This window comes from Escherichia sp. E14S1 (assembly GCF_004211995.1).
Classification (GTDB): Bacteria; Pseudomonadota; Gammaproteobacteria; order Enterobacterales; family Enterobacteriaceae; genus Escherichia.
In genome coordinates this window covers 1-26195 of sequence record NZ_RHJQ01000011.1, presented here as the reverse complement: position 1 = coordinate 26195, position 26195 = coordinate 1, and the positions used below count along the sequence as shown (strand labels likewise).

The following is a 26195-nucleotide window of genomic DNA, read 5'->3' as shown; positions in this document are numbered from 1 at the left end:
TGCATTAAGGAGATTATCTCATATTGACTAAAAATTTCCTTTACAATTTATAAAAATCAAATCCCGATCGGGAACATAGCTATATACTGAATTTCCCGCACCGGTATAAAACCGGTTTACCAGCTCAACCTTCATATCAGACTCTCCTGATTCATACACTAGGTATGAAAGCCTTGGTGTTGTAACCAAACCTCCATCGGTTGGCGAAACCAGTAAATCCAGATTTGGTTCTAACTTCTCGAGCCACAAATATTTGGGATGTAAGGCAGACATATTCATCTTAAAGTGCAGCATAACGTTCTGCGTAACTAAGCTGGTATTATCGAGCCCGTATGAATAACTTCTGGCCAAGTCGATCGTTGCCTTATGTTGCGATAGTTCTTCTTCGCGTTTAACTGCCTTCTTCCACATGCTTTTATCCCAACTACGCCCGTCATACCAATATTCACCGATAATATTCAAACCCGCCGTATTAGCCCAATTAAAACCCAGTAAAAATTGATACGAATCGTTGTGAAATCCCCACCGGACCGGTTCATTCATATCACCTTGCTGATATGCTTGATAACGCTGTGCATAAGCAAACGAACTGTGCACCTCCAATGCCTGAGTCAATACAGTAACGGCAGTCCCCCCGACAGTCCCCCGATGAACCTGATCAAAGTACACAATTCCCTGTAATTCGGTGTTCTCCACCAGGGCATAGCGTCGAAGACCGATGCCGTGTTGTTTTTTCGCCAGACTGACCTGCCCCGTATTAGTTGAGGCCCAGGATTCATCAGTCGCCACCAGTTCCCATTGGCCAACGCCATCAAAATAGGAAACCGTTGCAGCACCTACGCCTTCATCAACCTGTATCCCAACCGGATTTCGCCCATAAGACTTAAAAATATCTAAGGGACGGAACCCATACCCAACGCCCCAGTCCAGACGTTGTTTACCGATGCTCAAATCAAGTGGTACACCTGCCAGTTCAGTTTCCGGCTGCCAAAATAACTCCTGTACTATCAATTTATTATCTACAGAGCTTTGGCTGTCAGTGGTTAAGAAATTATTACCTTCCAGGTCAAATATCCCGGTTATGCTGTCCCCCCTGACGGTTGCGGTAACTAACGACTTGAGAGACTGTATCGACCCACTGGACGTTTCGTTTAATTTCGTGTGGCGATATTGTTCGCTTTCAAAACTGCTTTGCCACGTCCAGTTAACATCAAATTTCGCTTCAGCCCGCACACTAATAATCAGCACGGATAGTAGACACAGACGACCCGAAACGGTCACAGATCCACTCTTGGTTGTTGAATTAAATAGGTTGGATTGAAGTATTTTTCATCCAACTGATAGGGTACGACATTCTGGTAATCAATTACCGTTTGTTTTTCCGGTTGTATGCTATCAAGCAATGTCATAGAAACTATTTTTTGCGGGTGAAGTGGGTTATCAGGAGTAAAAATTGCCTGCTTTGCCATCTTTTGTGAAAGCAAATAGAGATCTGCTTTTAGCGGAAAATCATTTTTCGCATCAAGCCATAATTGAATTTTGGCGTAGGTTTCACTTGCCACTTTTGCTGTCAACTCAAGATGGTTTGACATAACGTGTTTATTTTGTATTACGATATCCTGTGCCCCTTGCAATGTTCCCTGATAGTGTTCGCTCCAGTTAAGGGTAGAAATATCCCCTACCGAGGCATCACCAAGAAGTTTTTGTATGGGCGTGATTCTGATTGGTCGATGACTTTGCGGCATCAACAGCCAATAATTATCCCCGAGCATCAGTAATTTCTGTCCATCTTCGGCTTTCGATTTAAATAACACAAGCGACTCGCGCATTGGGCGGATATATACATCATACGTTCGGGTGGTATCAAGTTCGTTATTTTGATATAGCTTAACCACAGTGGTAACTTTTGCATAAGGCTCTCTGGAACGGTATTGATCTGCTTTTAGTAACATCTGTCCCACGGTTTCTGCTTGCGCCGAGAAAGCAATACCCCCAACCAATAATAATACAAATATTTCACGCATAATTCAGTGCCTCAATGATTGGTTTCTTCACACCTTTACGGGCGGCAAGCCATGCAACGACAAGACAAATAATGGCTACTGTAAGCGTCACGTAGATAAATAGCTCCGCAGAGAAATAAATATGTAGCGGGTAACTTTCAGTTCTACCAGGTGCAGGCGGCATTCTAATATCAACAACAGTTAATAGCATTGCCATCCCCGCAGATAATCCTCCACCAACAATCGCGCCGCACATTGCCATTAACACGGATTCAAGTAAAAAGCCGCAGATAATTTCCTGTGGATACGTTCCGAGAGCAGCCAAAGTGCCTATTTCACGGGTTCTTTCCGTTACCGACATAGTCATGGAATTAAATAACGCTGCAAAAACAACCAATGCCATGACGCCCCCCATAATTGAAAAAATTCGGTTGTATAAATTTCTCACACCATCATAGAAGACAGCTAATTTCTGCCATGACGTCGTGATCATCGATTCATCCAGTTTTAGAGCTTTGAGTTTTTCATCGATTTCTTTTTGTACAGCCGCTGTTTGTCGTGTCTCAAATAAATAGACGGATAACGTACTGATTTTATGCGTTGCGAGCAGCGCCTGCGCGGCGGCAATATTGATATAAAGCTGTCGTTTATCAAGCTCGGGAACACCGGTAGAAAAAATACTCTGTACTTTGAAATCCATGGCATTAAGCACACCATCCGTGGTGGTTGATAGCAGTGTAACAACATCACCAACGGTGACTTTCAAGTTTTTCGCGAGGTTCGCTCCCAGCATCACCTCAGGATCATCTTTTTCCGCCAGATTGTCACGCTGCGGATATAACGCCTTCCCGGACTTCACAGCCACAAACTCACCTTTAATGGCAAATTCCTGAGGATCGATCCCGGTCCCCATATAAATTGTTGATTTTCGTCCATTGCTAATTAGTCCATTAAATTCAATACGCGGTAGAATGGCATGAACCCCCGGAATTGAACTCAGTTGTTTACCGAGCATAGAATAGTCAGATAAACCATTTTCCAACGGTTTCTCTTCTTCCTGCTCAAAATAGTTCGGCTGGCTTAGGGTTATATGACCTATGCTCATCGCTGTTTCCTTCATTAGCGATTGATAGGTATACAGACCAAATCCGCCTGTACAACATAATGCAAATACAACTACAGCAATAATCAGGATTGATAACGCCGATCTCCGGCTATTACGTTGCAGGTTGAGCCATGCATTTTTAATACTTATTGGCATCAGGTGTTCCATTGAATCTCCTCGGAGGAGATAAATCCATCAACCAGATTGATTTGCCTATCGCACTGGCTCGCCATCCGCGAATCATGCGTGGCTATCAAGAACGTTGTACCCATTTCGTGACCGAGCGTTCTCATTATCTGAATGATCATATTGGCTGAATGGCTATCCAGACTGGCCGTCGGCTCATCGGCAATAACCAGACGGGGCTGATGTACTAACGCTCTTGCGATCGCGACACGCTGTTGTTGACCTCCGGATAAATGATCCGGACGATATTGAAGAAAATCTTCCAGTCCGACTTTCTCCAGCATTTGTTCCGCTTTTTCTTTTTTTAGACTCGGATTCAATTTATTCAGTGTTAATGGATAGGTGACATTTTCAACAGCAGTCATGACCGGAATTAAATTGAAACGCTGAAAGACAAAACCAAGACTACTTCGGCGTAATTCAGTCGCCTCTTTGACTTTGCGGGGAAAAGGTGTGCCATTGATAAATGCACTTCCCTGATAATTCATATCAAGCATGCCCAGAATGTTTAGCAAAGTGCTTTTACCTGAACCTGATGGACCGCACAATGCCACCATCTCTCCGGGACGGATTTCGCCACTCACGCCACCTAATGCCTGTACAGTCTGAGTCCCCAACATGTAGTCTTTTTCAATATTCAAGAATGACAACATATCTATTCCTCTCGAACAGATAGATTAATTTCTTTAAGCATATAGAACTATCGCCGCTAAATACTTCGTAATGCGACAAACTGTTATATTTGGGGATGGATGGTCATATAATGCGATGAGCTGAGGCGTTAAAGACAACTACAGGCTTTATTGAATAAATTGTCCCGTGCTGAATTGCATTAATACGTTCCTGACTTAAATCCGAACTTTTTAGGCCATTAATAGACCCAACGAAAATCCCCCTTGTGTTCGTTGAGCCTAAACGCAAGGAGACACTCTTGTTACCCCTCTGCAAAAAGAGTGCAGTACTAAAAATACCCTGCTTACGATGGGTTATCTCAAATTGGTTCACATTGTATTAAATGGCAGGGTAAGTTTATTCCAGAGTTTGAAATCATGCTTATACCCCCTACAGCCCACAATAGTGCATTGTTTTAACTAGTTATTTCTCTTAAAAAGTGTCTTGTACCCATTCAATCGAATGTTAATTATTTGTTGCTTTCGATCACAATAAGAAAACAATATGTAACTTTTGTGCGCATTTTTCAGAAATGTAGATATTTTTAGATTATGGCTACGAAATGAGCATCGCCATGTCACCCTACATCTCATAAGAGGATCGCTTCTGATGAATGCACTGACCGCCGTACAAAATAACGCTGTCGATTCAGGCCAGGACTATAGCGGATTCACCCTCATCCCGTCGGCGCAATCCCCGCGTCTGCTGGAACTTACCTTCACCAAGCAGACGACCAAACAGTTCCTCGAACAGGTTGCCGAATGGCCAGTGCAGGCGCTGGAGTACAAATCGTTTCTACGTTTTCGGGTAGGCAAAATTCTCGACGATCTGTGTGCGAATCAGCTGCAACCGTTGCTGTTGAAAACGTTGTTAAACCGCGCTGAAGGTGCGCTGTTGATCAACGCGTTAGGTGTCGATGATGTTGCGCAGGCAGATGAGATGGTGAAACTGGCAACGGCGGTGGCACATCTGATTGGCCGTTCCAATTTCGATGCCATGAGCGGTCAGTATTACGCGCGTTTTGTAGTGAAAAATGTCGATAACTCAGACAGCTACCTGCGTCAGCCGCACCGTGTGATGGAATTGCATAACGACGGTACCTACGTTGAAGAGATCACCGACTACGTGCTGATGATGAAAATCGACGAGCAGAACATGCAGGGCGGAAACTCGCTGCTGCTGCATCTCGATGACTGGGAACATCTGGACCATTATTTCCGCCATCCGCTGGCACGTCGCCCGATGCGCTTTGCCGCGCCGCCGAGTAAAAACGTCAGTAAAGATGTATTCCATCCTGTGTTCGACGTCGATCAGCAGAGTCGCCCAGTGATGCGCTATATCGACCAGTTCGTCCAGCCAAAAGACTTCGAAGAAGGAGTGTGGTTGAGCGAGCTTTCGGACGCCATTGAAACCAGCAAAGGCATTCTTTCTGTGCCCGTTCCCGTTGGCAAATTCCTGTTGATTAACAACCTGTTCTGGCTGCACGGTCGCGACCGCTTTACCGCGCATCCGGATCTGCGTCGTGAACTGATGCGCCAGCGCGGCTATTTCGCTTACGCCACTCACCACTACCAGACGCATCAGTAAGCGCAAAGGAATTGAGCGGATGTATGATTTTGTGATTATTGGCGGCGGCATCATCGGCATGTCGACCGCCATGCAACTGATTGATGTCTATCCGGACGCCCGCATTGCGTTGCTGGAAAAAGAGTCCGGCCCGGCCTGTCACCAGACGGGCCACAACAGCGGCGTGATCCATGCCGGGGTCTATTACACGCCCGGCAGCCTGAAGGCGCAGTTTTGCCTGGCGGGAAACCGCGCCACCAAAGCCTTTTGCGATCAAAACGGCATTCGCTACGACAACTGCGGCAAGATGCTGGTTGCCACGTCCGATCTCGAAATGGAACGGATGCGCGCCTTATGGGAACGCACAGCGGCGAACGGTATCGAGCGCGAATGGCTAAACGCCGACGAACTGCGCGAGCGCGAACCGAATATCACCGGGCTCGGCGGCATTTTTGTGCCGTCCAGCGGTATTGTCAGCTACCGCGAAGTGACGGCGGCGATGGCAAAAATCTTCCAGGCCAGAGGCGGTGAGATTATCTATAACGCCGAAGTCAGCGGCCTTAATGAGCATAAAAACGGCGTGGTGATACATACCCGTCAGGGCGGCGAATATGAAGCGTCAACGGTGATCAGCTGTTCCGGGCTGATGGCTGACCGGCTGGTGAAAATGCTCGGCCTCGAACCGGGCTTTATTATCTGCCCGTTCCGTGGCGAGTATTTCCGCCTTGCGCCGGAGCATAACCACATTGTTAACCACCTGATTTACCCCATTCCCGATCCGGCAATGCCGTTTTTGGGCGTTCATCTCACCCGCATGATCGACGGCAGCGTCACCGTCGGGCCAAACGCGGTGCTGGCTTTCAAACGCGAAGGCTATCGCAAGCGCGACTTCTCATTTAGCGACACGCTGGAAATTTTGGGCTCGTCGGGGATTCGCCGGGTGCTGCAAAACCATCTACGCTCAGGACTGGGCGAGATGAAAAACTCGCTGTGCAAAAGCGGCTATCTGCGGCTGGTGCAAAAGTATTGTCCCCGGCTTTCGTTAAGCGATCTCCAGCCCTGGCCCGCCGGTGTGCGGGCGCAGGCAGTATCGCCGGACGGCAAGCTGATTGACGATTTTCTGTTTGTCACCACCCCGCGCACGATCCACACCTGCAATGCGCCCTCCCCGGCAGCGACATCAGCAATTCCTATTGGTGCGCATATTGTCAGCAAGGTACAAACGCTGTTGGCAAGCCAGAGTAACCCCGGACGCACGCTGCGAGCGGCACGTAGTGCGGATGCCTTACACGCCGCATTTAATCAATAACCTTTGAAAACAGGACGTAACAATGAAACTTAATGACAGTAACTTATTCCGCCAGCAGGCGTTGATTAACGGGGAATGGCTGGACGCCAACAATGGCGAGGTCATCGACGTCACCAATCCGGCGAACGGCGACAAGCTGGGTAGCGTACCCAAAATGGGCGCGGATGAAACCCGCGCGGCTATCGACGCCGCCAACCGCGCCCTGCCCGCCTGGCGTGCGCTCACCGCCAAAGAACGCGCCACCATTCTGCGCAACTGGTTCAATTTGATGATGGAGCATCAGGACGATTTAGCGCGCCTGATGACCCTCGAACAGGGCAAACCGCTGGCTGAAGCGAAAGGCGAAATCAGCTACGCCGCCTCCTTTATTGAGTGGTTTGCCGAAGAAGGCAAACGCATTTATGGCGACACCATTCCCGGTCATCAGGCCGATAAGCGCCTGATTGTGATCAAGCAGCCAATTGGCGTTACCGCTGCCATCACGCCGTGGAACTTCCCAGCGGCGATGATTACCCGCAAAGCCGGTCCGGCGCTGGCGGCAGGCTGCACCATGGTGCTGAAGCCCGCCAGTCAGACGCCGTTCTCTGCGCTCGCGCTGGCAGAACTGGCGATCCGCGCGGGCATTCCGGCTGGCGTATTTAACGTGGTCACAGGTTCGGCGGGCGCGGTTGGTAACGAACTGACCAGCAACCCGCTGGTGCGCAAGCTGTCGTTTACCGGCTCGACCGAAATTGGCCGCCAGTTAATGGAACAGTGCGCGAAAGACATCAAAAAAGTGTCGCTGGAGCTGGGCGGCAACGCGCCGTTTATCGTCTTTGACGATGCCGATCTCGACAAAGCCGTGGAAGGCGCGCTGGCCTCGAAATTCCGCAACGCCGGGCAAACTTGCGTTTGCGCCAACCGTTTATACGTGCAGGACGGCGTGTATGACCGCTTTGCCGAAAAATTGCAGCAGGCGGTGAGCAAACTGCACATCGGCGACGGGCTGGATAAAGGCGTCACCATCGGGCCGCTGATCGATGAAAAAGCGGTAGCAAAAGTGGAAGAGCATATCGCCGATGCGCTGGAGAAAGGCGCGCGCGTGGTTTGCGGCGGTAAAGCACACGAACGCGGCGGCAACTTCTTCCAGCCGACCATTCTGGTGGACGTTCCGGCCAACGCCAAAGTGTCGAAAGAAGAGACGTTTGGCCCCCTCGCCCCGCTGTTTCGCTTTAAAGATGAAGCTGATGTGATTGCGCAAGCCAATGACACCGAATTTGGCCTTGCCGCCTATTTCTACGCCCGTGATTTAAGCCGCGTCTTCCGCGTGGGTGAGGCGCTGGAGTACGGCATCGTCGGCATCAATACCGGCATTATTTCCAATGAAGTCGCCCCGTTCGGCGGCATTAAAGCCTCGGGTCTGGGTCGTGAAGGTTCGAAGTATGGCATCGAAGATTACTTAGAAATCAAATATATGTGCATCGGTCTTTAACTGGAGAACGCGAATGAGCAGCAATAAAGAGTTAATGCAGCGCCGCAGTCAGGCGATTCCCCGTGGCGTTGGGCAAATTCACCCGATTTTCGCTGACCGCGCGGAAAACTGCCGGGTGTGGGACGTTGAAGGCCGTGAGTATCTTGATTTCGCGGGCGGGATTGCGGTGCTCAATACCGGGCACCTGCATCCGAAGGTGGTTGCCGCGGTGGAAGCGCAGTTGAAAAAACTGTCGCACACCTGCTTCCAGGTACTGGCCTACGAGCCGTATCTGGAGCTGTGCGAGATTATGAATCAGAAGGTGCCGGGCGATTTTGCCAAAAAAACGCTGCTGGTCACCACGGGTTCGGAAGCGGTGGAGAACGCGGTGAAAATCGCCCGCGCCGCCACCAAACGTAGCGGCACCATTGCCTTTAGCGGCGCGTATCACGGGCGCACGCACTACACGCTGGCGCTGACCGGCAAGGTGAATCCTTACTCTGCGGGGATGGGCCTGATGCCAGGGCACGTTTATCGCGCGCTTTATCCTTGCCCGCTGCATGGCATCAGTGAAGATGACGCTATCGCCAGTATCCACCGGATCTTCAAAAATGACGCGGCGCCGGAAGATATCGCCGCCATCGTGATTGAGCCGGTTCAGGGCGAAGGCGGTTTCTACGCCGCGACGCCAGCCTTTATGCAACGTTTACGCGCGCTGTGTGACGAACACGGGATCATGCTGATTGCCGATGAAGTGCAGAGCGGCGCGGGGCGTACCGGCACGCTGTTTGCGATGGAGCAAATGGGAGTGGCGCCGGATCTCACCACCTTCGCGAAATCGATCGCAGGCGGCTTCCCGCTGGCAGGCGTCACCGGGCGCGCTGAAGTGATGGACGCTGTCGCACCGGGCGGGCTGGGCGGCACCTATGCGGGTAACCCGATTGCCTGCGTGGCGGCGCTGGAAGTGTTGAAGGTGTTCGAGCAGGAAAATCTGCTGCAAAAAGCCAACGACCTGGGGCAGAAGCTGAAAGACGGATTGCTGGCGATCGCCGAAAAACACACTGAGATCGGCGACGTACGCGGGCTGGGGGCGATGATCGCCATCGAGCTGTTTGAAGATGGCGATCACAGCAAACCGAACGCCAAACTCACCGCCGACATCGTGGCGCGCGCGCGCGATAAAGGCCTGATTCTTCTCTCCTGCGGCCCGTATTACAACGTGCTGCGCATCCTGGTACCGCTCACCATTGAAGACGCTCAGATCCGGCAGGGTCTGGATATCATCAGCCAGTGTTTTGCTGAGGCGAAACAGTAAGTCCGTACCCATGCCGGAGGCGACGCTTTGCGTCTTGTCCGGCCTACGAGAATCCAGGTCGGATAAGGCGTTTACGCCGCATCCGACAATCTGTACGTGAACAGGAATAAATCTATGTCGGCCGGATAAGGCGGAGCCGCTCTCCGGCAAAAAGAATCAATAACAATTAAACGCGTGACCCGACGCGGGAAATGTCGGGGCGCTCTCCCAAGTGACACACTTTCGAGAGGATTCAGGATGGGGCAATCATCGCAATCACATGAGTTAGGCGGCGGGCTGAAATCACGCCACGTCACCATGTTGTCTATTGCCGGTGTTATCGGCGCAAGTCTGTTTGTCGGTTCCAGCGTCGCCATCGCCGAAGCGGGCCCGGCGGTATTGCTGGCCTATCTGTTCGCCGGGCTACTGGTGGTTATGATTATGCGGATGCTGGCGGAAATGGCAGTAGCCACGCCCGACACCGGCTCCTTTTCCACCTATGCCGATAAAGCTATTGGCCGCTGGGCGGGCTATACCATCGGCTGGCTGTACTGGTGGTTTTGGGTACTGGTTATACCTCTGGAAGCCAACATCGCCGCCATGATCCTGCACTCGTGGGTTCCCGGTATTCCCATCTGGTTATTTTCCCTCGTTATCACCCTCGCCTTAACCGGCAGTAATTTATTAAGCGTTAAAAACTACGGAGAATTTGAGTTCTGGTTGGCGATATGCAAAGTGATTGCCATCCTGGCATTTATTTTCCTCGGCGCAGTGGCGATTAGCGGTTTTTACCCATATGCAGAAGTGAGCGGTATTTCAAGATTATGGGATAGCGGCGGCTTTATGCCCAACGGCTTCGGGGCGGTATTAAGCGCGATGCTGATCACCATGTTCTCGTTTATGGGCGCGGAAATTGTCACCATCGCCGCCGCAGAATCCGACACGCCGGATAAACATATTGTTCGCGCCACCAACTCGGTTATCTGGCGTATCTCTATTTTCTATTTGTGTTCTATTTTTGTCGTCGTGGCCTTAATTCCGTGGAATATGCCCGGACTAAAAGCTGTCGGTTCTTATCGCTCGGTACTGGAATTGCTCAATATTCCCCATGCGAAATTAATCATGGACTGCGTGATATTACTTTCCGTAACCAGCTGTCTGAACTCGGCGCTGTATACCGCGTCAAGAATGCTCTACTCCTTAAGCCGTCGTGGGGATGCGCCAGCAGTAATGGGTAAAATCAACCGCAGCAAAACCCCTTATGTGGCAGTATTACTCTCCACCGGTGCGGCGTTTTTAACGGTGGTGGTGAACTATTACGCGCCTGCGAAAGTGTTTAAATTCCTGATAGACAGCTCCGGCGCTATCGCCCTGCTGGTTTATTTAGTCATCGCCGTTTCGCAATTACGAATGCGCAAAATTCTGCTGGCGGAAGGCGGAGAAATTCGCCTGCGGATGTGGCTTTATCCGTGGCTCACCTGGCTGGTGATTGGCTTTATTACTTTTGTGTTGGTGGTGATGCTATTCCGTCCGGCGCAACAGTTAGAAGTGATCTCCACCGGCTTATTAGCGATAGGGATTATCTGTACCGTGCCAATTATGGCGCGCTGGAAAAAGCTGATAATGTGGCAAAAAACACCCATTCATAATACGCGCTGATAATGATCAGGAGTCACACCATGACCATTACGTCTCTGGATGGCTATCGCTGGCTGAAGAACGATATTATTCGCGGCAATTTTCAGCCGGATGAAAAATTACGGATGAGTTTGCTGACATCGCGTTATGCACTTGGCGTCGGGCCGTTGCGGGAAGCGCTTTCGCAACTGGTGGCAGAACGACTGGTCACGGTGGTGAATCAAAAAGGGTATCGGGTAGCCTCGATGTCAGAGCAGGAGTTGCTCGATATTTTCGATGCCCGCGCCAATATGGAAGCAATGCTGGTGAGTCTGGCGATTGCCCGTGGTGGCGATGAGTGGGAGGCTGACGTTATTGCGAAGGCGCATCTGCTCAGTAAGCTGGAGGCCCGTGACGCCAGTGAGAAAATGCTTGATGAGTGGGATCTGCGTCATCAGGCGTTTCATACTGCAATTGTGACAGGCTGTGGTTCTCACTATTTGCTGCAAATGCGTGAACGGTTGTTTGATCTGGCGGCGCGCTATCGATTTATCTGGCTGCGGCGAACAGTGCTTTCGGTGGAAATGCTGGAGGATAAACACAACCAACATCAAATTTTAACCGAAGCTGTGCTGGCGCGGGATGCCGCGCGCGCCAGTGAGTTAATGCGCCAGCATTTGCTGACGCCGATTCCCATTATCCAGCAGGCGATGGCGGACTAACCGCCATTACTCTGGAATACGCAACACTTGTCCCGGATAAATTTTATCCGGGCTTTTCAGCATCGGTTTATTCGCTTCGAAGATTTTATTGTACAGATTGGCGTTGCCGTAGACCTGTTTGGAAATGGCGCTAAGAGTGTCGCCAGACTTGACGGTATAAAACTGGCTGGCAGTGGCTGGTGTCGCAGTTTTTACCTGATCGTCGACGCTGGCGATACCAGAAATATTCCCCACCGCAACAAGGATTTTTTCCTTCGCTTCCTGGCTCAAACCATCACCAGTCACCGTCGCTTTGCCATCGGTAATTTGGATATTTACTTTATCGGCATCTGGAATGCCGGTTTTGTTCAGATGCTCCTGCACCTTCTTCGCCTGATCGTCTTTATCATGCTGACCAGTAACTGTATCCCAGAGCTTTTCTCCGGCATCTTTCACAAAATTGAACAGACCCATAGTTACCTCGTTCGTTAACGGAAACACTCAGAAAGTGTAGCAGAGGAACGCGGCGCACTAACGCCGCGGAGTAAGTACAGAGTTAATCGCGGGTTTGCACCCAGAAAGCGTGAATTAAACCAGGGATATACCCAAGCAGCGTCAACAAGATATTAATGATGAACGCCCAGCCAAATCCTTTGCCAAGCAGCACGCCGAGCGGCGGCAAAATGATGGTGATGACAATTCTCCAGAAACCCATATTTACTCCCTATAAGAAAATTAACCATTGTTTAAAAAGAGATTTTATCTCTTAAGCGTAATAATTTTAGCGGAACCAGCCAGTTTCAGCCTACGCGTTTACCCTCATTTACGCTGCTGACGCTGGTATACGTTGCATTTTTAGTTTAGAATTCACTTAATTTAGAAAATACTTAAATAACTATGACTGAACTCGCCCAACTACAGGCCAGCGCCGAACAGGCTGCGGCCTTACTGAAAGCAATGAGTCACCCCAAACGGTTGTTGATTCTGTGCATGCTTTGCGGGTCACCAGGGACCAGCGCCGGAGAACTGGCTCGCATTACCGGACTTAGCGCCTCCGCCACGTCACAGCATCTGGCTCGCATGCGTGACGAGGGACTTATTGACAGCCAGCGGGACGCCCAACGCATTCTTTATTCCATTAAAAATGAGGCGGTAAATGCCATTATCGCCACCCTGAAAAATATCTATTGTCCGTAAGGAGTGACGATGGCTTTGATAACAATTTCACCGCATGACGCGCAAGAATTAATCGCGCGTGGTGCAAAGTTAATCGATATTCGTGATGCCGACGAATATCTTCGTGAACATATTCCAGCAGCCTGTCTGGCACCATTATCCGTGATAGAACAGTCTGGTCTTCCGGATAAATTGCGTAGCGAACAAATTATATTCCACTGCCAGGCAGGTAAACGCACCAGCAATAACGCCGATAAATTAGCAGCGATTGCCGCCCCCGCAGAGGTCTTTTTACTGGAAGATGGGATCGATGGCTGGAAAAAAGCGGGATTGCCGGTAGCAGAAAATAAATCTCAACCGTTGCCATTAATGCGTCAGGTACAGATCGCCGCTGGCGGCTTAATATTAATCGGCGTCGTACTGGGTTATGCCATTAATAGCAACTTCTTCTTATTAAGTGGATTTGTCGGCGCAGGATTAATGTTTGCAGGAATCAGTGGTTTTTGCGGGATGGCAAGGCTATTAGATAAGATGCCGTGGAATCAGCGAACTTGAGAAGCAACGCCGGATGCGCCATAGAGGCGGCATCCGGCGCCAGGGATTAGATCAGGAAATCGTCGAGAGATTTACCTTCTGCCAGCGCCTGAGCAATTGGCTTCGGCGTACGGCCCTGACCGGTCCAGGTTTTGGTTTCACCATTGAAGTCGGTGAATTTATATTTTGCTGGACGCGGTTCACGCTTTTTACCTGCACGCGGTGCAGCTGTGCCGTTAGCTAATAACTCTTCCGGGTTAATACCGTCAGCTTTCATCAGCTCCAGCCAGGTGCTAATTTTTTCCTGGCGTTCTGCCAGTTCACGCTGCTGCTGTTCTTCTTCTTCACGTCTTTCTTTAGTGACAACCCTGAATTTTTCGAGCATTTCTTCAAGAACGTCAATGGAGAATTCGCGAGCCATTGCACGAAGGGTGCGGATGTTATTTAAGCTTTGTAACATTACAGACATAATAAAGAAAACCTTTTAACGCCAAAACAAAAAGTATTTCGCCGCGTAGTGTAAGCGATCACTTATTATATTTCCACAAAATTTAATATATTTACAATCGCGAAGGGATATTATTTCGTGCGTTATTTGCTGACACATTAATGCTTATATGCAAATTATATAGCAGTCATTTAACTTACTTATTACAGCGACTGGCGAGTGTTCCGGCGTACGATACAACCTCCCGGCCGATAATGGAACACGCAAGCAGCATAAATATGCATATAAAAAGAATACATATTAGTTATTCAAACCTGAAACTTTGTGCTGCCATTACAGGCTTTACAACATAAAAGATGCTGAATGAGGCCAGGCGCGCTCCTAAGCCGAATTCTCTACGCTTTGCTGCGTAAACACACCTTGATCACTCTGCCAAAAGACATCTGAACTACGTCATAACATAATGATTTAAAATAACATTATACTTTAAGACATAAAAAAACCCAGAATGTACAAAAAATGCGCCACTACGGAATATTTTATCTACAAAAACCAAGGAAATAAAAATTTTTCACTAATTGATAAGTCATAGCCAGCGATATACGCTATGCGAAAGTGCAAACGGTAATTTAAACCACTGCATTCACATTCATCCGATTTCGCGTTTATTAAGGAGCATGGGCATGTTCTCACCGCAGTCACGCTTGCGTCATGCAGTAGCAGATACGTTCGCGATGGTTGTTTACTGTTCTGTCGTGAACATGTTTATCGAAGTATTTCTCTCCGGAATGAGCTTCGAACAGTCCCTTTATTCCAGACTGGTAGCGATTCCGGTGAACATCTTAATTGCATGGCCATACGGTATGTACCGCGATCTATTTATGCGAATGGCACGCAAAGTTGGCTCGTCGGGCTGGGTAAAAAATCTTGCGGATATTCTGGCTTATGTGACGTTCCAGTCACCGGTATATATGGCAATCTTACTCGTCGTGGGCGCGGGTTGGCACCAGATTATGGCAGCGGTCAGTTCAAACATCGTCGTTTCGATGTTGATGGGTGCGGTCTATGGCTACTTCCTTGATTACTGCCGCCGCCTGTTCAAAGTCAGCAATTACCAGCAGGTAAAAGCCTGATCCTTCTTTGTCGCGACTGGCAATGCCAGTCGCGTCTTTAATTGGCTTCGCCAAACAATCCATGTAAATAACGTTCAAGCGCAACACGCGAGCTGAAACCGTGTGGAATGCCGTAATGCTCGTGACGCTCACCCGCTAAATAGAGCGGGAACCGCTGGTAATGATCGCAAGTTTTAATATCGGAAGCCGGTTCTGCCAGTGTCGAACTACGTTCTTTTAACGTGGGATGAATTACCAGTGCGGTACGTCCCATTCGCGCTTCGCGATTAACATAGACATAATTTTCCCCGCGGCGATAACCATAAGCTTTCTGGGTTACCACATCGACGGTAAAACCGACTTTCTCAAGTACGCGCGCCACCTCGTCTGGTCGTAAATACATATTCTATCCTCGTTATTATCTACCGCGGCCCTACCTTACCTGATTGAGCATTCACAACGCTTTCAGAAAAGTCCATAAAGCCACGATGAATCTCTGTTAAGAAAATTATGGTCTACACTGAAAATTACATTGAATCCTGATGGGAGATCATATGTTTAACAGACCGAACCGTAACGACGTCGATGATGGCGTGCAGGATATTCAGAATGATGTCAATCAATTAGCTGACAGCCTGGAATCTGTATTGAAGTCCTGGGGCAGCGACGCCAAAGGGGAAGCCGAAGCCGCACGCAGTAAAGCTCAGGCTTTACTGAAAGAAACCAGGGCGCGGATGCATGGTCGAACTCGCGTCCAGCAAGCCGCGCGCGATGCTGTTGGCTGCGCAGACTCTTTTGTTCGTGAAAGACCCTGGTGTAGTGTGGGAACAGCTGCTGCGGTAGGTATTTTTATCGGCGCGTTGTTAAGCATGCGTAAATCGTAGTGAAACAATGATAATAAATACACGTCCCTGGCCCCGAAGCCTGACTTCGGGGTTTTTAACTTAAGGCACTGCGTAATTGTTGTGCCACCTGCTGCGCCATACTTTCGCTAACGATATTGGTAAACGAGAGCAGCAATCCTCCTTCCCCATTTGAGCGGATACGCCAGTCGCTAAGTGCCTGCACCGCAAGGCCAGCAGCATTGGCTTTACGAGCATGGACAATATCGTCGCCCACCATGCTGATAACCATCTGGATACCACCTTTTTGCGGCACAACCTGAAATCCCTGCTGCGTCAACGCCTGCTCAATCCACTGCCGACGTTGAGCATAGTGCTGACGCATTTTCTTCAGATGCCGCCAGAAATACCCCTCACGAATGAAATCTGCCAGTGTGTTCTGCCACAGTACGGGTACCGCACATGGCTCCAGTGACGCCTGTTGCCGGAATTGCGTAATCTGCTCCACCGGCACCACCAGCCATGCACAGCGCAGTGCAGGAAATAGCGATTTGCTGAATGTTCCGGCATAAATCACCCGCTGCGGTGCGTCGAGACTTTTTAGTGCCGGTAACGGCTTACCGTGATAGCGAAACTCACTGTCGTAATCATCTTCAATAATCCATGCCTGACTACGTTCTGCCCATTCCAGCATCTGGTGCCTGCGCGCTAAAGAGAGCGCCACGCCCAGCGGGCTCTGGTGTGCCGGAGTAATCAGAGCAAAACGCGCATCAGGATAATTTTGTATTCCGCTTGTGACATCCAGTCCGTTGTCATCAACCGGCACCGGTAAAATTTCCACACCGTGGCGAGTGACAATCGGGCGAATCAGTGGAAAGCCGGGATCTTCCATCCACATCCCGTTTCCCGGTTTCGCCAGCGCGTGCAGAATTAAAGCCATTGAGGCCGCATAACCATGAGTGATAAAGACCTGCTCTGGCTGACAATCAATCCCGCGTGAAACGCGTAAGTAATCAACTATTGCCTCGCGCAACGCCGCCTCACCGCAGACATCGCCTAATGCCAAATCAAAACGCGTCTGGGTACGAAGGCGACGCCCCATCACCCGCGACCACTGCTCTCGCGGAAAGAGATCGAGTGCGGGTAATCCCAATTGAAATGGCAGTGGCTGCTGACTTTCACCAGCAAAAGCCACGACATCCACAGCAGATTGTTGCGGATGTATCTGCTCACTGACAAATGTGCCAGCCTGTCCCCGTCTGACCAGCCATCCTTGCGCCACCAACTCAGCATACGCATTTTCGACAGTGGATCGAGACACACCCAGTTCCTGCGACCAGGTACGACTCGAAGGTAGCCTTGCACCAGGTTTCAGTTCCCCTTGCTCAATAGCCGTTTTTAACTGACGGGCGATATCCTGATAACGTGGCATATGGTCTGCTTTTTTACGTAATTTATGGCTCTCTTTAGCAGTCCATTATAGTGCTACATTGCGGGCGTTAATAAGAGGAGAAACTGTATGACTACATTACGTCAGCCTTACTACGAACTTAGCCCGGCAGTGTATAACGCACTGGTGCAGGCCAAAACGGCACTGGAAAATAGCGCGCTGGATACCACGCTGATGGAGTTAATTTATTTGCGCGTCTCGCAAATCAATGGCTGCGCATTTTGTCTGGAGATGCACAGCAAAGCATTACGCAAATCCGGTGTGCCGCAGCACAAACTGGACGCCCTGGCAGGCTGGCGCGTAAGCCATCATTTTGACGATCGCGAGCGGGCGGCGCTGGCATGGGCGGAATCGGTGACCGATATTGCCAGAACCCATGCGGAAGACGAGGTTTATCAGCCTTTGCTTGAATATTTCAGTGCAGCAGAGATCAGCGACTTAACGTTTGCCATCGGGCTAATGAATTGTTTTAACCGTCTGGCCGTTTCCATGCGCATGTAACTTCTTGATGCCGGGTATTAGCCCGGCCAAAAAACACAAAATCCCCTACCCCGTTGAGCCATTCAGCGGTGGCGTAATCAATCTAAAATTCCCATATCCTGTATGGTTGAATCTTTTTTCAACTACATCTAGTATCTCTGTATCAACAGAGAGACAACCCGACGCGTATCATCGCGCCGTATCTTCATTTTAAACGGAAATACGAATCATGCGCATTACTATTTACACTCGTAACGATTGCGTTCAGTGCCACGCCACCAAACGGGCGATGGAAAACCGGGGCTTTGACTTTGAAATGATTAATGTCGATCACGTCCCTGAAGCAGCAGAAACGTTGCGTGCTCAGGGCTTTCGCCAGTTACCGGTGGTAATTGCTGGCGATCTTAGCTGGTCTGGTTTCCGCCCGGACATGATCAACCGTCTGCATCCAGCGCCACACGCGGCCAGTGCATGAGCCAGCTCGTCTACTTCTCCAGCAGCTCCGAAAATACGCAGCGTTTTATCGAACGTTTAGGGCTGCCCGCGGTGCGCATCCCGCTCAATGAGCGGGAACGGATTCAGGTAGACGAGCCTTATATCCTGATCGTGCCCTCTTACGGCGGCGGCGGTACGGCTGGCGCGGTACCTCGACAGGTAATTCGTTTTTTAAACGACGAGCATAACCGGGCGTTGCTGCGCGGCGTGATTGCTTCGGGTAATCGCAACTTTGGTGAGGCGTATGGCCGCGCCGGAGATGTGATTGCTCAAAAATGCGGCGTGCCGTGGCTATACCGCTTTGAACTCATGGGTACGCAAAGCGATATCGAAAACGTTCGTAAAGGAGTAACCGAATTTTGGCAACGACAACCGCAGAACGCCTGACGCAGGAAACGATGGATTACCACGCGCTGAATGCGATGCTTAACCTTTACGATAGCGCAGGTCGCATTCAGTTCGATAAAGATCGCCAGGCCGTTGACGCCTTTATGGCGACGCATGTGCGCCCGAACAGTGTGACCTTCAGTAGCCAGCAGCAGCGCCTGAACTGGCTGGTCAACGAAGGTTACTATGATGAAAGCGTTCTTAATCGCTACTCTCGCGATTTTGTCATTACACTGTTTGCCCACGCGCACGCCAGCGGTTTTCGTTTTCAGACATTCCTCGGAGCATGGAAGTTTTACACCAGCTATACGTTGAAGACATTCGACGGTAAGCGTTATCTGGAAGATTTTGCCGATCGAGTCACGATGGTGGCGCTGACGCTGGCACAAGGCGATGAAACACTGGCGACGCAACTGACTGATGAGATGCTGTCAGGACGCTTTCAGCCTGCCACGCCAACATTCCTCAACTGCGGTAAACAGCAGCGCGGCGAGCTGGTTTCCTGTTTTCTGCTGCGTATTGAAGACAATATGGAGTCGATTGGCCGGGCGGTAAATTCCGCACTGCAACTGTCGAAACGCGGCGGCGGCGTGGCATTTTTGCTGTCGAATCTGCGGGAAGCGGGCGCGCCAATTAAACGTATTGAAAATCAATCTTCTGGCGTAATTCCGGTGATGAAAATGCTGGAAGACGCATTTTCCTATGCCAACCAGCTCGGCGCTCGTCAGGGTGCTGGCGCAGTCTATTTACATGCCCATCATCCCGATATTCTGCGTTTTCTCGATACAAAACGGGAAAATGCCGACGAAAAAATCCGCATTAAAACGCTGTCCCTGGGCGTGGTGATCCCGGATATCACTTTCCATCTGGCAAAAGAGAATGCGCAGATGGCACTGTTTTCGCCTTATGACGTTGAGCGAGTTTATGGCAAGCCATTTGCCGATATCGCCATCAGCCAACACTATGACGAACTGGTTGCCGATGAACGCATCTGCAAAAAATACATCAACGCCCGTGATTTCTTCCAGCGACTGGCAGAGATCCAGTTTGAGTCCGGCTATCCCTACATCATGTATGAAGACACGGTTAACCGTGCTAACCCTATCGCCGGGCGCATAAATATGAGTAATCTCTGCTCAGAGATTTTGCAGGTTAACAGCGCCTCAGAGTATGACGAGAATCTCGACTATGCCCGCACAGGCCATGATATTTCCTGCAATTTAGGTTCGTTGAATATTGCCCACACCATGGATTCCCCCGACTTTGCCCGCACGGTAGAGACTGCCGTACGCGGTTTAACAGCGGTGTCAGATATGAGTCATATCCGCAGCGTGCCGTCCATCGAAGCCGGAAATGCCGCCTCACACGCCATCGGACTGGGGCAGATGAATTTACACGGTTATCTGGCGCGAGAAGGCATCGCTTATGGTTCACCGGAAGCACTGGATTTCACCAATCTCTATTTCTACACCATCACCTGGCACGCACTGCGTACCTCGATGTTGCTGGCGCGCGAACGCGGTGAAACCTTCGCCGGGTTCAAACAGTCACGCTATGCCAGTGGTGAATATTTTAGCCAATATCTGCAAGGTAACTGGCAGCCGAAAACGGCGAAAGTTGGCGAACTGTTTGCCCGCAGCGGAATTACGTTACCTACCCGTGAGATGTGGGCGCAGCTGCGCGACGACGTGATGCGCTACGGCATTTACAACCAGAATCTCCAGGCGGTGCCACCAACCGGTTCCATCTCTTATATCAACCATGCCACGTCGAGTATTCATCCGATTGTGGCGAAAGTAGAGATACGCAAAGAGGGCAAAACAGGACGCGTTTACTACCCTGCCCCGTTTATGACTAACGAAAATCTGGCGCTGTATCAGGATGCTTACGAAATTGGCGCAGAAAAGATCATCGACACCTACGCCGAAGCGACTCGCCATGTCGATCAGGGGCTGTCGCTGACGCTATTTTTCCCCGATACCGCTACCACTCGCGATATCAACAAAGCGCAGATTTACGCCTGGCGCAAAGGCATCAAAACGCTCTATTACATTCGCCTGCGTCAGATGGCGCTGGAAGGCACTGAAATTGAAGGCTGCGTCTCCTGCTCGCTCTAAGAGACTGAAAAATAATTGCAATATATTGAATTTGCATGATTTTGTAGGTCGGATAAGGCGTTCACGCCGCATCCGGCAGGAACAAAGCGCACATTGCCAAAAATCGGAGTCTGATGAGTCTGGCTTTAAGGAATATCTATGAAACTCTCACATATCAGCGCCATCAACTGGAACAAGATAACTGACGATAAAGATCTGGAGGTGTGGAATCGCCTGACCAGCAATTTCTGGCTACCAGAAAAGGTGCCACTATCGAACGATATTCCTGCGTGGCAGACATTAAGTGTCGTAGAACAGCAACTGACGATGCGCGTTTTTACTGGCCTGACGCTGCTCGACACGCTGCAAAATGTTATCGGCGCGCCTTCGCTGATGCCCGATGCGCTCACGCCTCATGAAGAGGCGGTATTATCGAATATCAGCTTTATGGAAGCGGTTCATGCCCGCTCTTACAGTTCGATTTTCTCGACGTTGTGCCAGACCAAAGATGTCGATGCCGCCTACGCCTGGAGTGAAGAAAACGCACCGTTGCAGCGAAAAGCGCAGATTATTCAGCAACATTATCGAGGCGATAATCCGCTGAAAAAGAAAATCGCCAGTGTCTTTCTTGAATCATTTTTGTTCTATTCTGGCTTCTGGCTGCCGATGTATTTTTCCAGTCGCGGAAAGCTGACCAATACCGCAGACCTGATCCGTCTGATTATCCGTGATGAAGCAGTCCACGGTTACTACATCGGCTATAAATATCAGAAAAAAATGGAAAAGATTTCCCAGGCACAACGTGAAGAGTTAAAGAGTTTCGCCTTCGATTTGTTGCTGGAACTCTACGACAACGAGTTGCAATACACCGATGAGCTGTACGCCGAAACCACATGGGCTGACGATGTGAAAGCGTTTCTCTGCTACAACGCCAATAAGGCGTTGATGAATCTGGGCTACGAACCGTTATTTTCCGCAGAAATGGCGGAAGTGAATCCGGCAATCCTCGCCGCACTTTCGCCGAATGCCGATGAAAATCACGATTTCTTTTCCGGTTCAGGCTCCTCTTATGTGATGGGGAAAGCGGTTGAAACAGAAGATGAAGACTGGAATTTCTGACAGGGTTATTTTTCAAAAATATCACTACCCGCAGCAGGGAAATAATTCCCGCCAAATATACTCGTCATACTTCAAGTTGCATGTGCTGCGTCTGCGTTCGCTCACCCCAGTCACTTACTTATGTAAGCTCATGGGGATTCACTCGCTTGTCGCCTTCCTGCAACTCGAATTATTTAGAGTATAGCTTTATATCACGCAAATAATTTGTGGTGATCTACACTGACTCTCTGTTGCATTATTCGCCTGAAACTACAATATTCAGGCGTTTTTTCACTATCCATAACAAAAAATATCAACTTTTCTCGATTTGCTCTCAGCCCTTATATCACGGGAAATTCCGGCAATTTGCTCGTATCAATATTCATGCCACATTTGTCATCAGGGGTTGCCTCAGATTCTCAGTATGTTAGGGTAGAAAAAAGTGACTATTTCCATTGGGTAATATATCGACATAAACAAATAACAGGAATCTTTCTATTGCATGGCAATTAAATTAGAAATTAAAAATCTTTATAAAATATTTGGCGAGCATCCACAGCGAGCTTTCAAATATATCGAACAAGGACTTTCAAAAGAACAAATTCTGGAAAAAACTGGGCTATCGCTTGGCGTAAAAGACGCCAGTCTGGCCATTGAAGAAGGCGAGATATTTGTCATCATGGGATTATCCGGTTCGGGTAAATCCACAATGGTACGCCTTCTCAATCGCCTGATTGAACCCACCCGCGGGCAAGTGCTGATTGACGGTGTGGATATTGCCAAAATATCCGACGCCGAACTCCGTGAGGTGCGCAGAAAAAAGATTGCGATGGTCTTCCAGTCCTTTGCCTTAATGCCGCATATGACCGTACTGGACAATACTGCGTTCGGTATGGAATTGGCCGGAATTAATGCCGAAGAACGCCGGGAAAAAGCCATTGATGCACTGCGTCAGGTCGGGCTGGAAAATTATGCCCACAGCTACCCGGACGAACTCTCTGGCGGGATGCGTCAACGTGTGGGATTAGCCCGCGCGTTAGCGATTAATCCGGATATATTATTAATGGACGAAGCCTTCTCGGCGCTCGATCCATTAATTCGCACCGAGATGCAGGATGAGCTGGTAAAATTACAGGCGAAACATCAGCGTACCATTGTCTTTATTTCCCACGATCTCGATGAAGCCATGCGTATTGGCGACCGAATTGCCATTATGCAAAATGGTGAAGTGGTACAGGTCGGCACACCGGATGAAATTCTCAATAATCCAGCGAATGATTATGTCCGCACCTTCTTCCGTGGCGTCGATATTAGTCAAGTATTCAGTGCGAAAGATATTGCCCGCCGCAGCCCTAATGGCTTAATTCGTAAAACCCCTGGCTTCGGCCCGCGTTCGGCACTGAAATTATTGCAGGATGAAGATCGCGAATATGGCTACGTTATCGAACGCGGTAATAAGTTTGTCGGCGCAGTGTCTATCGATTCGCTTAAGGCCGCATTAACGCAGCAGCAAGGTCTTGATGCAGCACTGATTGATGCGCCGTTAGCGGTCGATGCGCAAACGCCTCTTAGCGAATTGCTCTCTCATGTCGGACAGGCGCCCTGTGCGGTGCCCGTGGTCGACGAGGACCAACAGTATGTCGGCATCATTTCGAAAGGAATGCTGCTGCGCGCTTTAGATCGTGAGGGGGTAAATAATGGCTGATCAAAATAATCCGTGGGATACCACACCAGCGGCGGACAGTGCCGCACAATCCGCAGATGCCTGGGGTACACCGGCTGCTACACCGACTGACGGTGGTGGCGCCGACTGGCTGACCAGCACGCCTGCGCCAAACGCCGAGCATTTTAATATTCTCGATCCGTTCCATAAGACGCTGATCCCACTCGACAGTTGGGTCACTGAAGGGATCGACTGGGTCGTTACCCATTTCCGTCCCGTCTTCCAGGGCGTGCGCGTTCCGGTCGATTATATCCTCAACGGTTTCCAGCAACTGCTGCTGGGTATGCCCGCGCCGGTGGCGATTATCGTATTCGCTCTCATCGCCTGGCAAATTTCCGGTGTCGGAATGGGCGTCGCGACGCTGGTTTCGCTGATTGCCATCGGCGCAATCGGTGCCTGGTCGCAGGCCATGGTTACCCTGGCGCTGGTGTTAACCGCCCTGCTGTTCTGTATCGTCATCGGTTTGCCGTTGGGGATCTGGCTGGCGAGAAGTCCGCGAGCGGCGAAAATTATTCGTCCACTGCTTGATGCCATGCAGACCACGCCAGCGTTTGTTTATCTGGTGCCAATCGTCATGCTATTTGGTATCGGTAACGTGCCGGGCGTGGTGGTGACGATCATCTTTGCGCTGCCGCCGATTATCCGTCTGACTATTCTGGGGATTAACCAGGTTCCGGCGGATCTGATTGAAGCCTCGCGCTCATTCGGTGCCAGCCCGCGCCAGATGCTGTTCAAAGTTCAGTTACCGCTGGCGATGCCGACCATTATGGCGGGCGTTAACCAGACGCTGATGCTGGCCCTTTCTATGGTGGTCATTGCCTCGATGATTGCCGTCGGCGGGCTGGGTCAGATGGTACTTCGCGGTATCGGTCGTCTGGATATGGGGCTTGCCACCGTAGGCGGCGTCGGGATTGTGATCCTCGCCATTATCCTCGATCGCCTGACGCAGGCCGTTGGGCGTGACTCACGCAGCCGCGGCAACCGTCGCTGGTACACCACTGGCCCTGTCGGTCTGCTGACCCGTCCATTCATTAAGTAACTCTGCACTTGCCCGGTGACGCCGGGCATATCACCCTGCCAAAAAAAGGAATAACAATGCGACATAGCGTACTTTTTGCGACAGCGTTTGCCACGCTTATCTCTACACAAACTTTTGCTGCCGATCTGCCGGGCAAAGGCATTACTGTTAATCCAGTTCAGAGCACCATCACTGAAGAAACCTTCCAGACGCTGCTGGTCAGCCGTGCGCTGGAGAAATTAGGTTATACCGTCAATAAACCCAGCGAAGTGGATTACAACGTTGGCTATACCTCGCTTGCATCTGGCGATGCGACCTTTACCGCCGTGAACTGGACGCCGCTGCATGACAACATGTACGAAGCTGCCGGTGGCGATAAGAAATTTTATCGTGAAGGGGTATTTGTTAACGGCGCGGCGCAGGGTTACCTGATCGATAAGAAAACTGCCGACCAGTACAAAATCACCAACATCGCGCAACTGAAAGATCCGAAGCTCGCTAAACTGTTCGATACCAACGGCGATGGCAAAGCGGATTTAACCGGCTGTAATCCTGGCTGGGGCTGCGAAGGAGCCATCAACCACCAGCTTGCTGCGTATGAACTGACCAACACCGTGACGCATAATCAGGGGAACTATGCGGCGATGATGGCCGACACCATCAGTCGCTACAAAGAGGGCAAACCGGTGTTTTACTACACCTGGACGCCGTACTGGGTGAGTAACGAACTGAAGCCGGGGAAAGATGTGGTCTGGTTGCAGGTACCGTTCTCCGCACTGCCGGGCGATAAAAATGCCGACACCAAGCTGCCGAATGGCGCGAATTACGGCTTCCCGGTCAGCACCATGCATATCGTTGCCAACAAAGCCTGGGCCGAGAAAAATCCGGCGGCAGCCAAACTATTTGCCATTATGCAGTTGCCAGTGGCAGATATTAACGCCCAGAACGCCATTATGCATGACGGAAAAGCCTCAGAAGGCGATATTCAGGGGCACGTTGATGGCTGGATCAAAGCCCACCAGCAGCAGTTCGATGGCTGGGTGAAGGAGGCGCTGGCAGCGCAGAAGTAAATATTGATAACCGCGCAGATAATGCTCATGTGAGTAAAACAATTGCAGCGATGGTTTTAATCCGGCTGAAAATCGATGAGACGTTTTCTGAAGGCCGGGGCGACGCGCAGGGATGCGCGGCGAGGGCGCGTCTTACAGGGATGTTACCTCGCGCCCGTACCCGATAGCCGTAAGAAATAAGTCGAATGTACCGCGTAGCGGCGATTTTGTGCCAAAAGCCTGGGTCGCCAGGGTGGTGGCGACTGAGCCACCTTGGCACGTTCACCAGCAAAATAGTGACAAAGTAGCTATAGTCTGGAAGTGAACGTAACATTTGCCTTAGTGACATATTTCACCTTCAAAGAGCCTGTACATAGATTTGTG

The 26195-nt window shown here is 50.2% G+C and carries 27 protein-coding genes; 18 read left to right on the top strand and 9 right to left on the bottom strand.

All coding sequences use genetic code 11. From position 1 onward, the window contains the following. Positions 1-27: 27 nt before the first annotated feature. From D9734_RS13450 to D9734_RS13435, 4 genes are read right to left on the bottom strand one after another with little or no spacing between them, the layout of a single operon-like run. Positions 28-1281 (bottom strand): hypothetical protein, encoded by a 1254-nt coding sequence (locus D9734_RS13450; protein WP_130208105.1) that lies wholly within the window; start codon positions 1279-1281, stop codon positions 28-30. Continuing rightward, positions 1278-2024: an outer membrane lipoprotein-sorting protein gene (locus tag D9734_RS13445; RefSeq protein WP_130208103.1), complete on the bottom strand. Its 747-nt coding sequence runs from the start codon at positions 2022-2024 to the stop codon at positions 1278-1280. The genes D9734_RS13450 and D9734_RS13445 overlap by 4 nt, the downstream gene beginning before the upstream one ends. Further along, on the bottom strand, positions 2017-3276 hold the full coding sequence (locus D9734_RS13440; protein WP_130208101.1) for an FtsX-like permease family protein: 1260 nt from the start codon (positions 3274-3276) through the stop codon (positions 2017-2019). The genes D9734_RS13445 and D9734_RS13440 overlap by 8 nt, the downstream gene beginning before the upstream one ends. Next, on the bottom strand, positions 3264-3947 hold the full coding sequence (locus D9734_RS13435) for an ABC transporter ATP-binding protein (protein WP_130208099.1): 684 nt from the start codon (positions 3945-3947) through the stop codon (positions 3264-3266). The genes D9734_RS13440 and D9734_RS13435 overlap by 13 nt, the downstream gene beginning before the upstream one ends. A 628-nt stretch (positions 3948-4575) precedes the next feature. Here D9734_RS13435 and glaH point away from each other — a divergent pair. The 6 genes from glaH (at position 4576) to csiR (ending at position 11924) form a co-directional block, all read left to right on the top strand. After that, the gene (gene glaH / locus D9734_RS13430) at positions 4576-5553 is read left to right on the top strand and encodes a glutarate dioxygenase GlaH (protein WP_130208097.1); all 978 of its coding nucleotides are present in this window, start codon (positions 4576-4578) and stop codon (positions 5551-5553) included. A gap of 19 nt (positions 5554-5572) precedes the next feature. Further along, a complete protein-coding gene (gene lhgO, locus D9734_RS13425; RefSeq protein ID WP_130208095.1) occupies positions 5573-6841 on the top strand; it encodes an L-2-hydroxyglutarate oxidase in 1269 nt (422 codons plus the stop codon). 22 nt (positions 6842-6863) lie between these two features. After that, entirely contained in the window at positions 6864-8312 is a 1449-nt protein-coding gene (gabD, locus tag D9734_RS13420) for an NADP-dependent succinate-semialdehyde dehydrogenase (protein ID WP_088128690.1), read from the top strand. Between the two features lie 13 nt (positions 8313-8325). After that, positions 8326-9606, top strand: coding sequence for a 4-aminobutyrate--2-oxoglutarate transaminase (gene gabT / locus D9734_RS13415; protein WP_130208093.1), 1281 nt, complete (start codon positions 8326-8328; stop codon positions 9604-9606). A gap of 237 nt (positions 9607-9843) precedes the next feature. Beyond that, positions 9844-11244: a GABA permease gene (gene gabP / locus D9734_RS13410; RefSeq protein ID WP_130208091.1), complete on the top strand. Its 1401-nt coding sequence runs from the start codon at positions 9844-9846 to the stop codon at positions 11242-11244. Between the two features lie 20 nt (positions 11245-11264). Continuing rightward, positions 11265-11924 carry a DNA-binding transcriptional regulator CsiR gene (csiR, locus tag D9734_RS13405; protein WP_130208089.1) on the top strand — a complete coding sequence of 220 codons (660 nt, stop codon included), beginning with the start codon at positions 11265-11267 and terminating at the stop codon, positions 11922-11924. Positions 11925-11930: 6 nt separating this feature from the next. Here csiR and kbp read toward each other — a convergent pair whose 3' ends face one another. Next, positions 11931-12377, bottom strand: coding sequence for a potassium binding protein Kbp (gene kbp / locus D9734_RS13400; RefSeq protein ID WP_064529911.1), 447 nt, complete (start codon positions 12375-12377; stop codon positions 11931-11933). An 82-nt stretch (positions 12378-12459) separates the two neighbouring features. Further along, positions 12460-12618, bottom strand: coding sequence for a YqaE/Pmp3 family membrane protein (locus D9734_RS13395; RefSeq protein ID WP_000508177.1), 159 nt, complete (start codon positions 12616-12618; stop codon positions 12460-12462). 182 nt (positions 12619-12800) lie between these two features. On the opposite strand from D9734_RS13395, the gene D9734_RS13390 reads away from it, so the two are divergent. Both D9734_RS13390 and D9734_RS13385 read left to right on the top strand, forming a co-directional pair. Then, complete coding sequence (locus tag D9734_RS13390) at positions 12801-13100, top strand: metalloregulator ArsR/SmtB family transcription factor (RefSeq protein WP_130208087.1); 300 nt, start codon at positions 12801-12803, stop codon at positions 13098-13100. A gap of 9 nt (positions 13101-13109) precedes the next feature. Beyond that, positions 13110-13634 (top strand): rhodanese family protein, encoded by a 525-nt coding sequence (locus tag D9734_RS13385; protein ID WP_130208085.1) that lies wholly within the window; start codon positions 13110-13112, stop codon positions 13632-13634. Positions 13635-13680: 46 nt separating this feature from the next. Here the strand turns inward: D9734_RS13385 and stpA are convergent, their stop codons facing one another. Next, positions 13681-14082 carry a DNA-binding protein StpA gene (gene stpA, locus D9734_RS13380; protein WP_064529914.1) on the bottom strand — a complete coding sequence of 134 codons (402 nt, stop codon included), beginning with the start codon at positions 14080-14082 and terminating at the stop codon, positions 13681-13683. Positions 14083-14744: 662 nt separating this feature from the next. Here stpA and alaE point away from each other — a divergent pair. Then, the gene (alaE, locus tag D9734_RS13375) at positions 14745-15194 is read left to right on the top strand and encodes an L-alanine exporter AlaE (RefSeq protein WP_130208083.1); all 450 of its coding nucleotides are present in this window, start codon (positions 14745-14747) and stop codon (positions 15192-15194) included. A gap of 37 nt (positions 15195-15231) precedes the next feature. Here alaE and D9734_RS13370 read toward each other — a convergent pair whose 3' ends face one another. Then, on the bottom strand, positions 15232-15576 hold the full coding sequence (locus D9734_RS13370) for a DUF2002 family protein (RefSeq protein WP_130208081.1): 345 nt from the start codon (positions 15574-15576) through the stop codon (positions 15232-15234). Positions 15577-15727: 151 nt separating this feature from the next. Here D9734_RS13370 and D9734_RS13365 point away from each other — a divergent pair, with 151 nt between their 5' ends. Beyond that, positions 15728-16057 carry a DUF883 domain-containing protein gene (locus D9734_RS13365; protein WP_001295174.1) on the top strand — a complete coding sequence of 110 codons (330 nt, stop codon included), beginning with the start codon at positions 15728-15730 and terminating at the stop codon, positions 16055-16057. Positions 16058-16112: 55 nt separating this feature from the next. On the opposite strand, the gene D9734_RS13360 is transcribed toward D9734_RS13365, so the two are convergent. Next, positions 16113-17447: a PLP-dependent aminotransferase family protein gene (locus D9734_RS13360; RefSeq protein WP_130208079.1), complete on the bottom strand. Its 1335-nt coding sequence runs from the start codon at positions 17445-17447 to the stop codon at positions 16113-16115. Between the two features lie 87 nt (positions 17448-17534). On the opposite strand from D9734_RS13360, the gene D9734_RS13355 reads away from it, so the two are divergent. The 8 genes from D9734_RS13355 to proX all read left to right on the top strand — a co-directional run bounded on the left by D9734_RS13355 (position 17535) and on the right by proX (position 25832). Then, the gene (locus D9734_RS13355) at positions 17535-17966 is read left to right on the top strand and encodes a carboxymuconolactone decarboxylase family protein (protein WP_130208077.1); all 432 of its coding nucleotides are present in this window, start codon (positions 17535-17537) and stop codon (positions 17964-17966) included. 208 nt (positions 17967-18174) lie between these two features. Further along, positions 18175-18420 (top strand): glutaredoxin-like protein NrdH, encoded by a 246-nt coding sequence (gene nrdH / locus D9734_RS13345; protein ID WP_130208073.1) that lies wholly within the window; start codon positions 18175-18177, stop codon positions 18418-18420. Further along, on the top strand, positions 18417-18827 hold the full coding sequence (gene nrdI / locus D9734_RS13340) for a class Ib ribonucleoside-diphosphate reductase assembly flavoprotein NrdI (RefSeq protein WP_000080944.1): 411 nt from the start codon (positions 18417-18419) through the stop codon (positions 18825-18827). Before nrdH ends, nrdI begins: the two co-directional genes overlap by 4 nt. Next, positions 18800-20944: a class 1b ribonucleoside-diphosphate reductase subunit alpha gene (gene nrdE / locus D9734_RS13335; protein WP_130208071.1), complete on the top strand. Its 2145-nt coding sequence runs from the start codon at positions 18800-18802 to the stop codon at positions 20942-20944. The genes nrdI and nrdE overlap by 28 nt, the downstream gene beginning before the upstream one ends. Before the next feature lie 138 nt (positions 20945-21082). Beyond that, entirely contained in the window at positions 21083-22042 is a 960-nt protein-coding gene (gene nrdF / locus D9734_RS13330; protein ID WP_130208069.1) for a class 1b ribonucleoside-diphosphate reductase subunit beta, read from the top strand. Between the two features lie 481 nt (positions 22043-22523). Then, on the top strand, positions 22524-23726 hold the full coding sequence (gene proV, locus D9734_RS13320) for a glycine betaine/L-proline ABC transporter ATP-binding protein ProV (protein WP_000985481.1): 1203 nt from the start codon (positions 22524-22526) through the stop codon (positions 23724-23726). Beyond that, positions 23719-24783: a glycine betaine/L-proline ABC transporter permease ProW gene (proW, locus tag D9734_RS13315; RefSeq protein ID WP_130208067.1), complete on the top strand. Its 1065-nt coding sequence runs from the start codon at positions 23719-23721 to the stop codon at positions 24781-24783. Before proV ends, proW begins: the two co-directional genes overlap by 8 nt. A gap of 56 nt (positions 24784-24839) precedes the next feature. Continuing rightward, on the top strand, positions 24840-25832 hold the full coding sequence (gene proX, locus D9734_RS13310; protein ID WP_130208065.1) for a glycine betaine/L-proline ABC transporter substrate-binding protein ProX: 993 nt from the start codon (positions 24840-24842) through the stop codon (positions 25830-25832). Positions 25833-26195 lie beyond the last annotated feature (363 nt).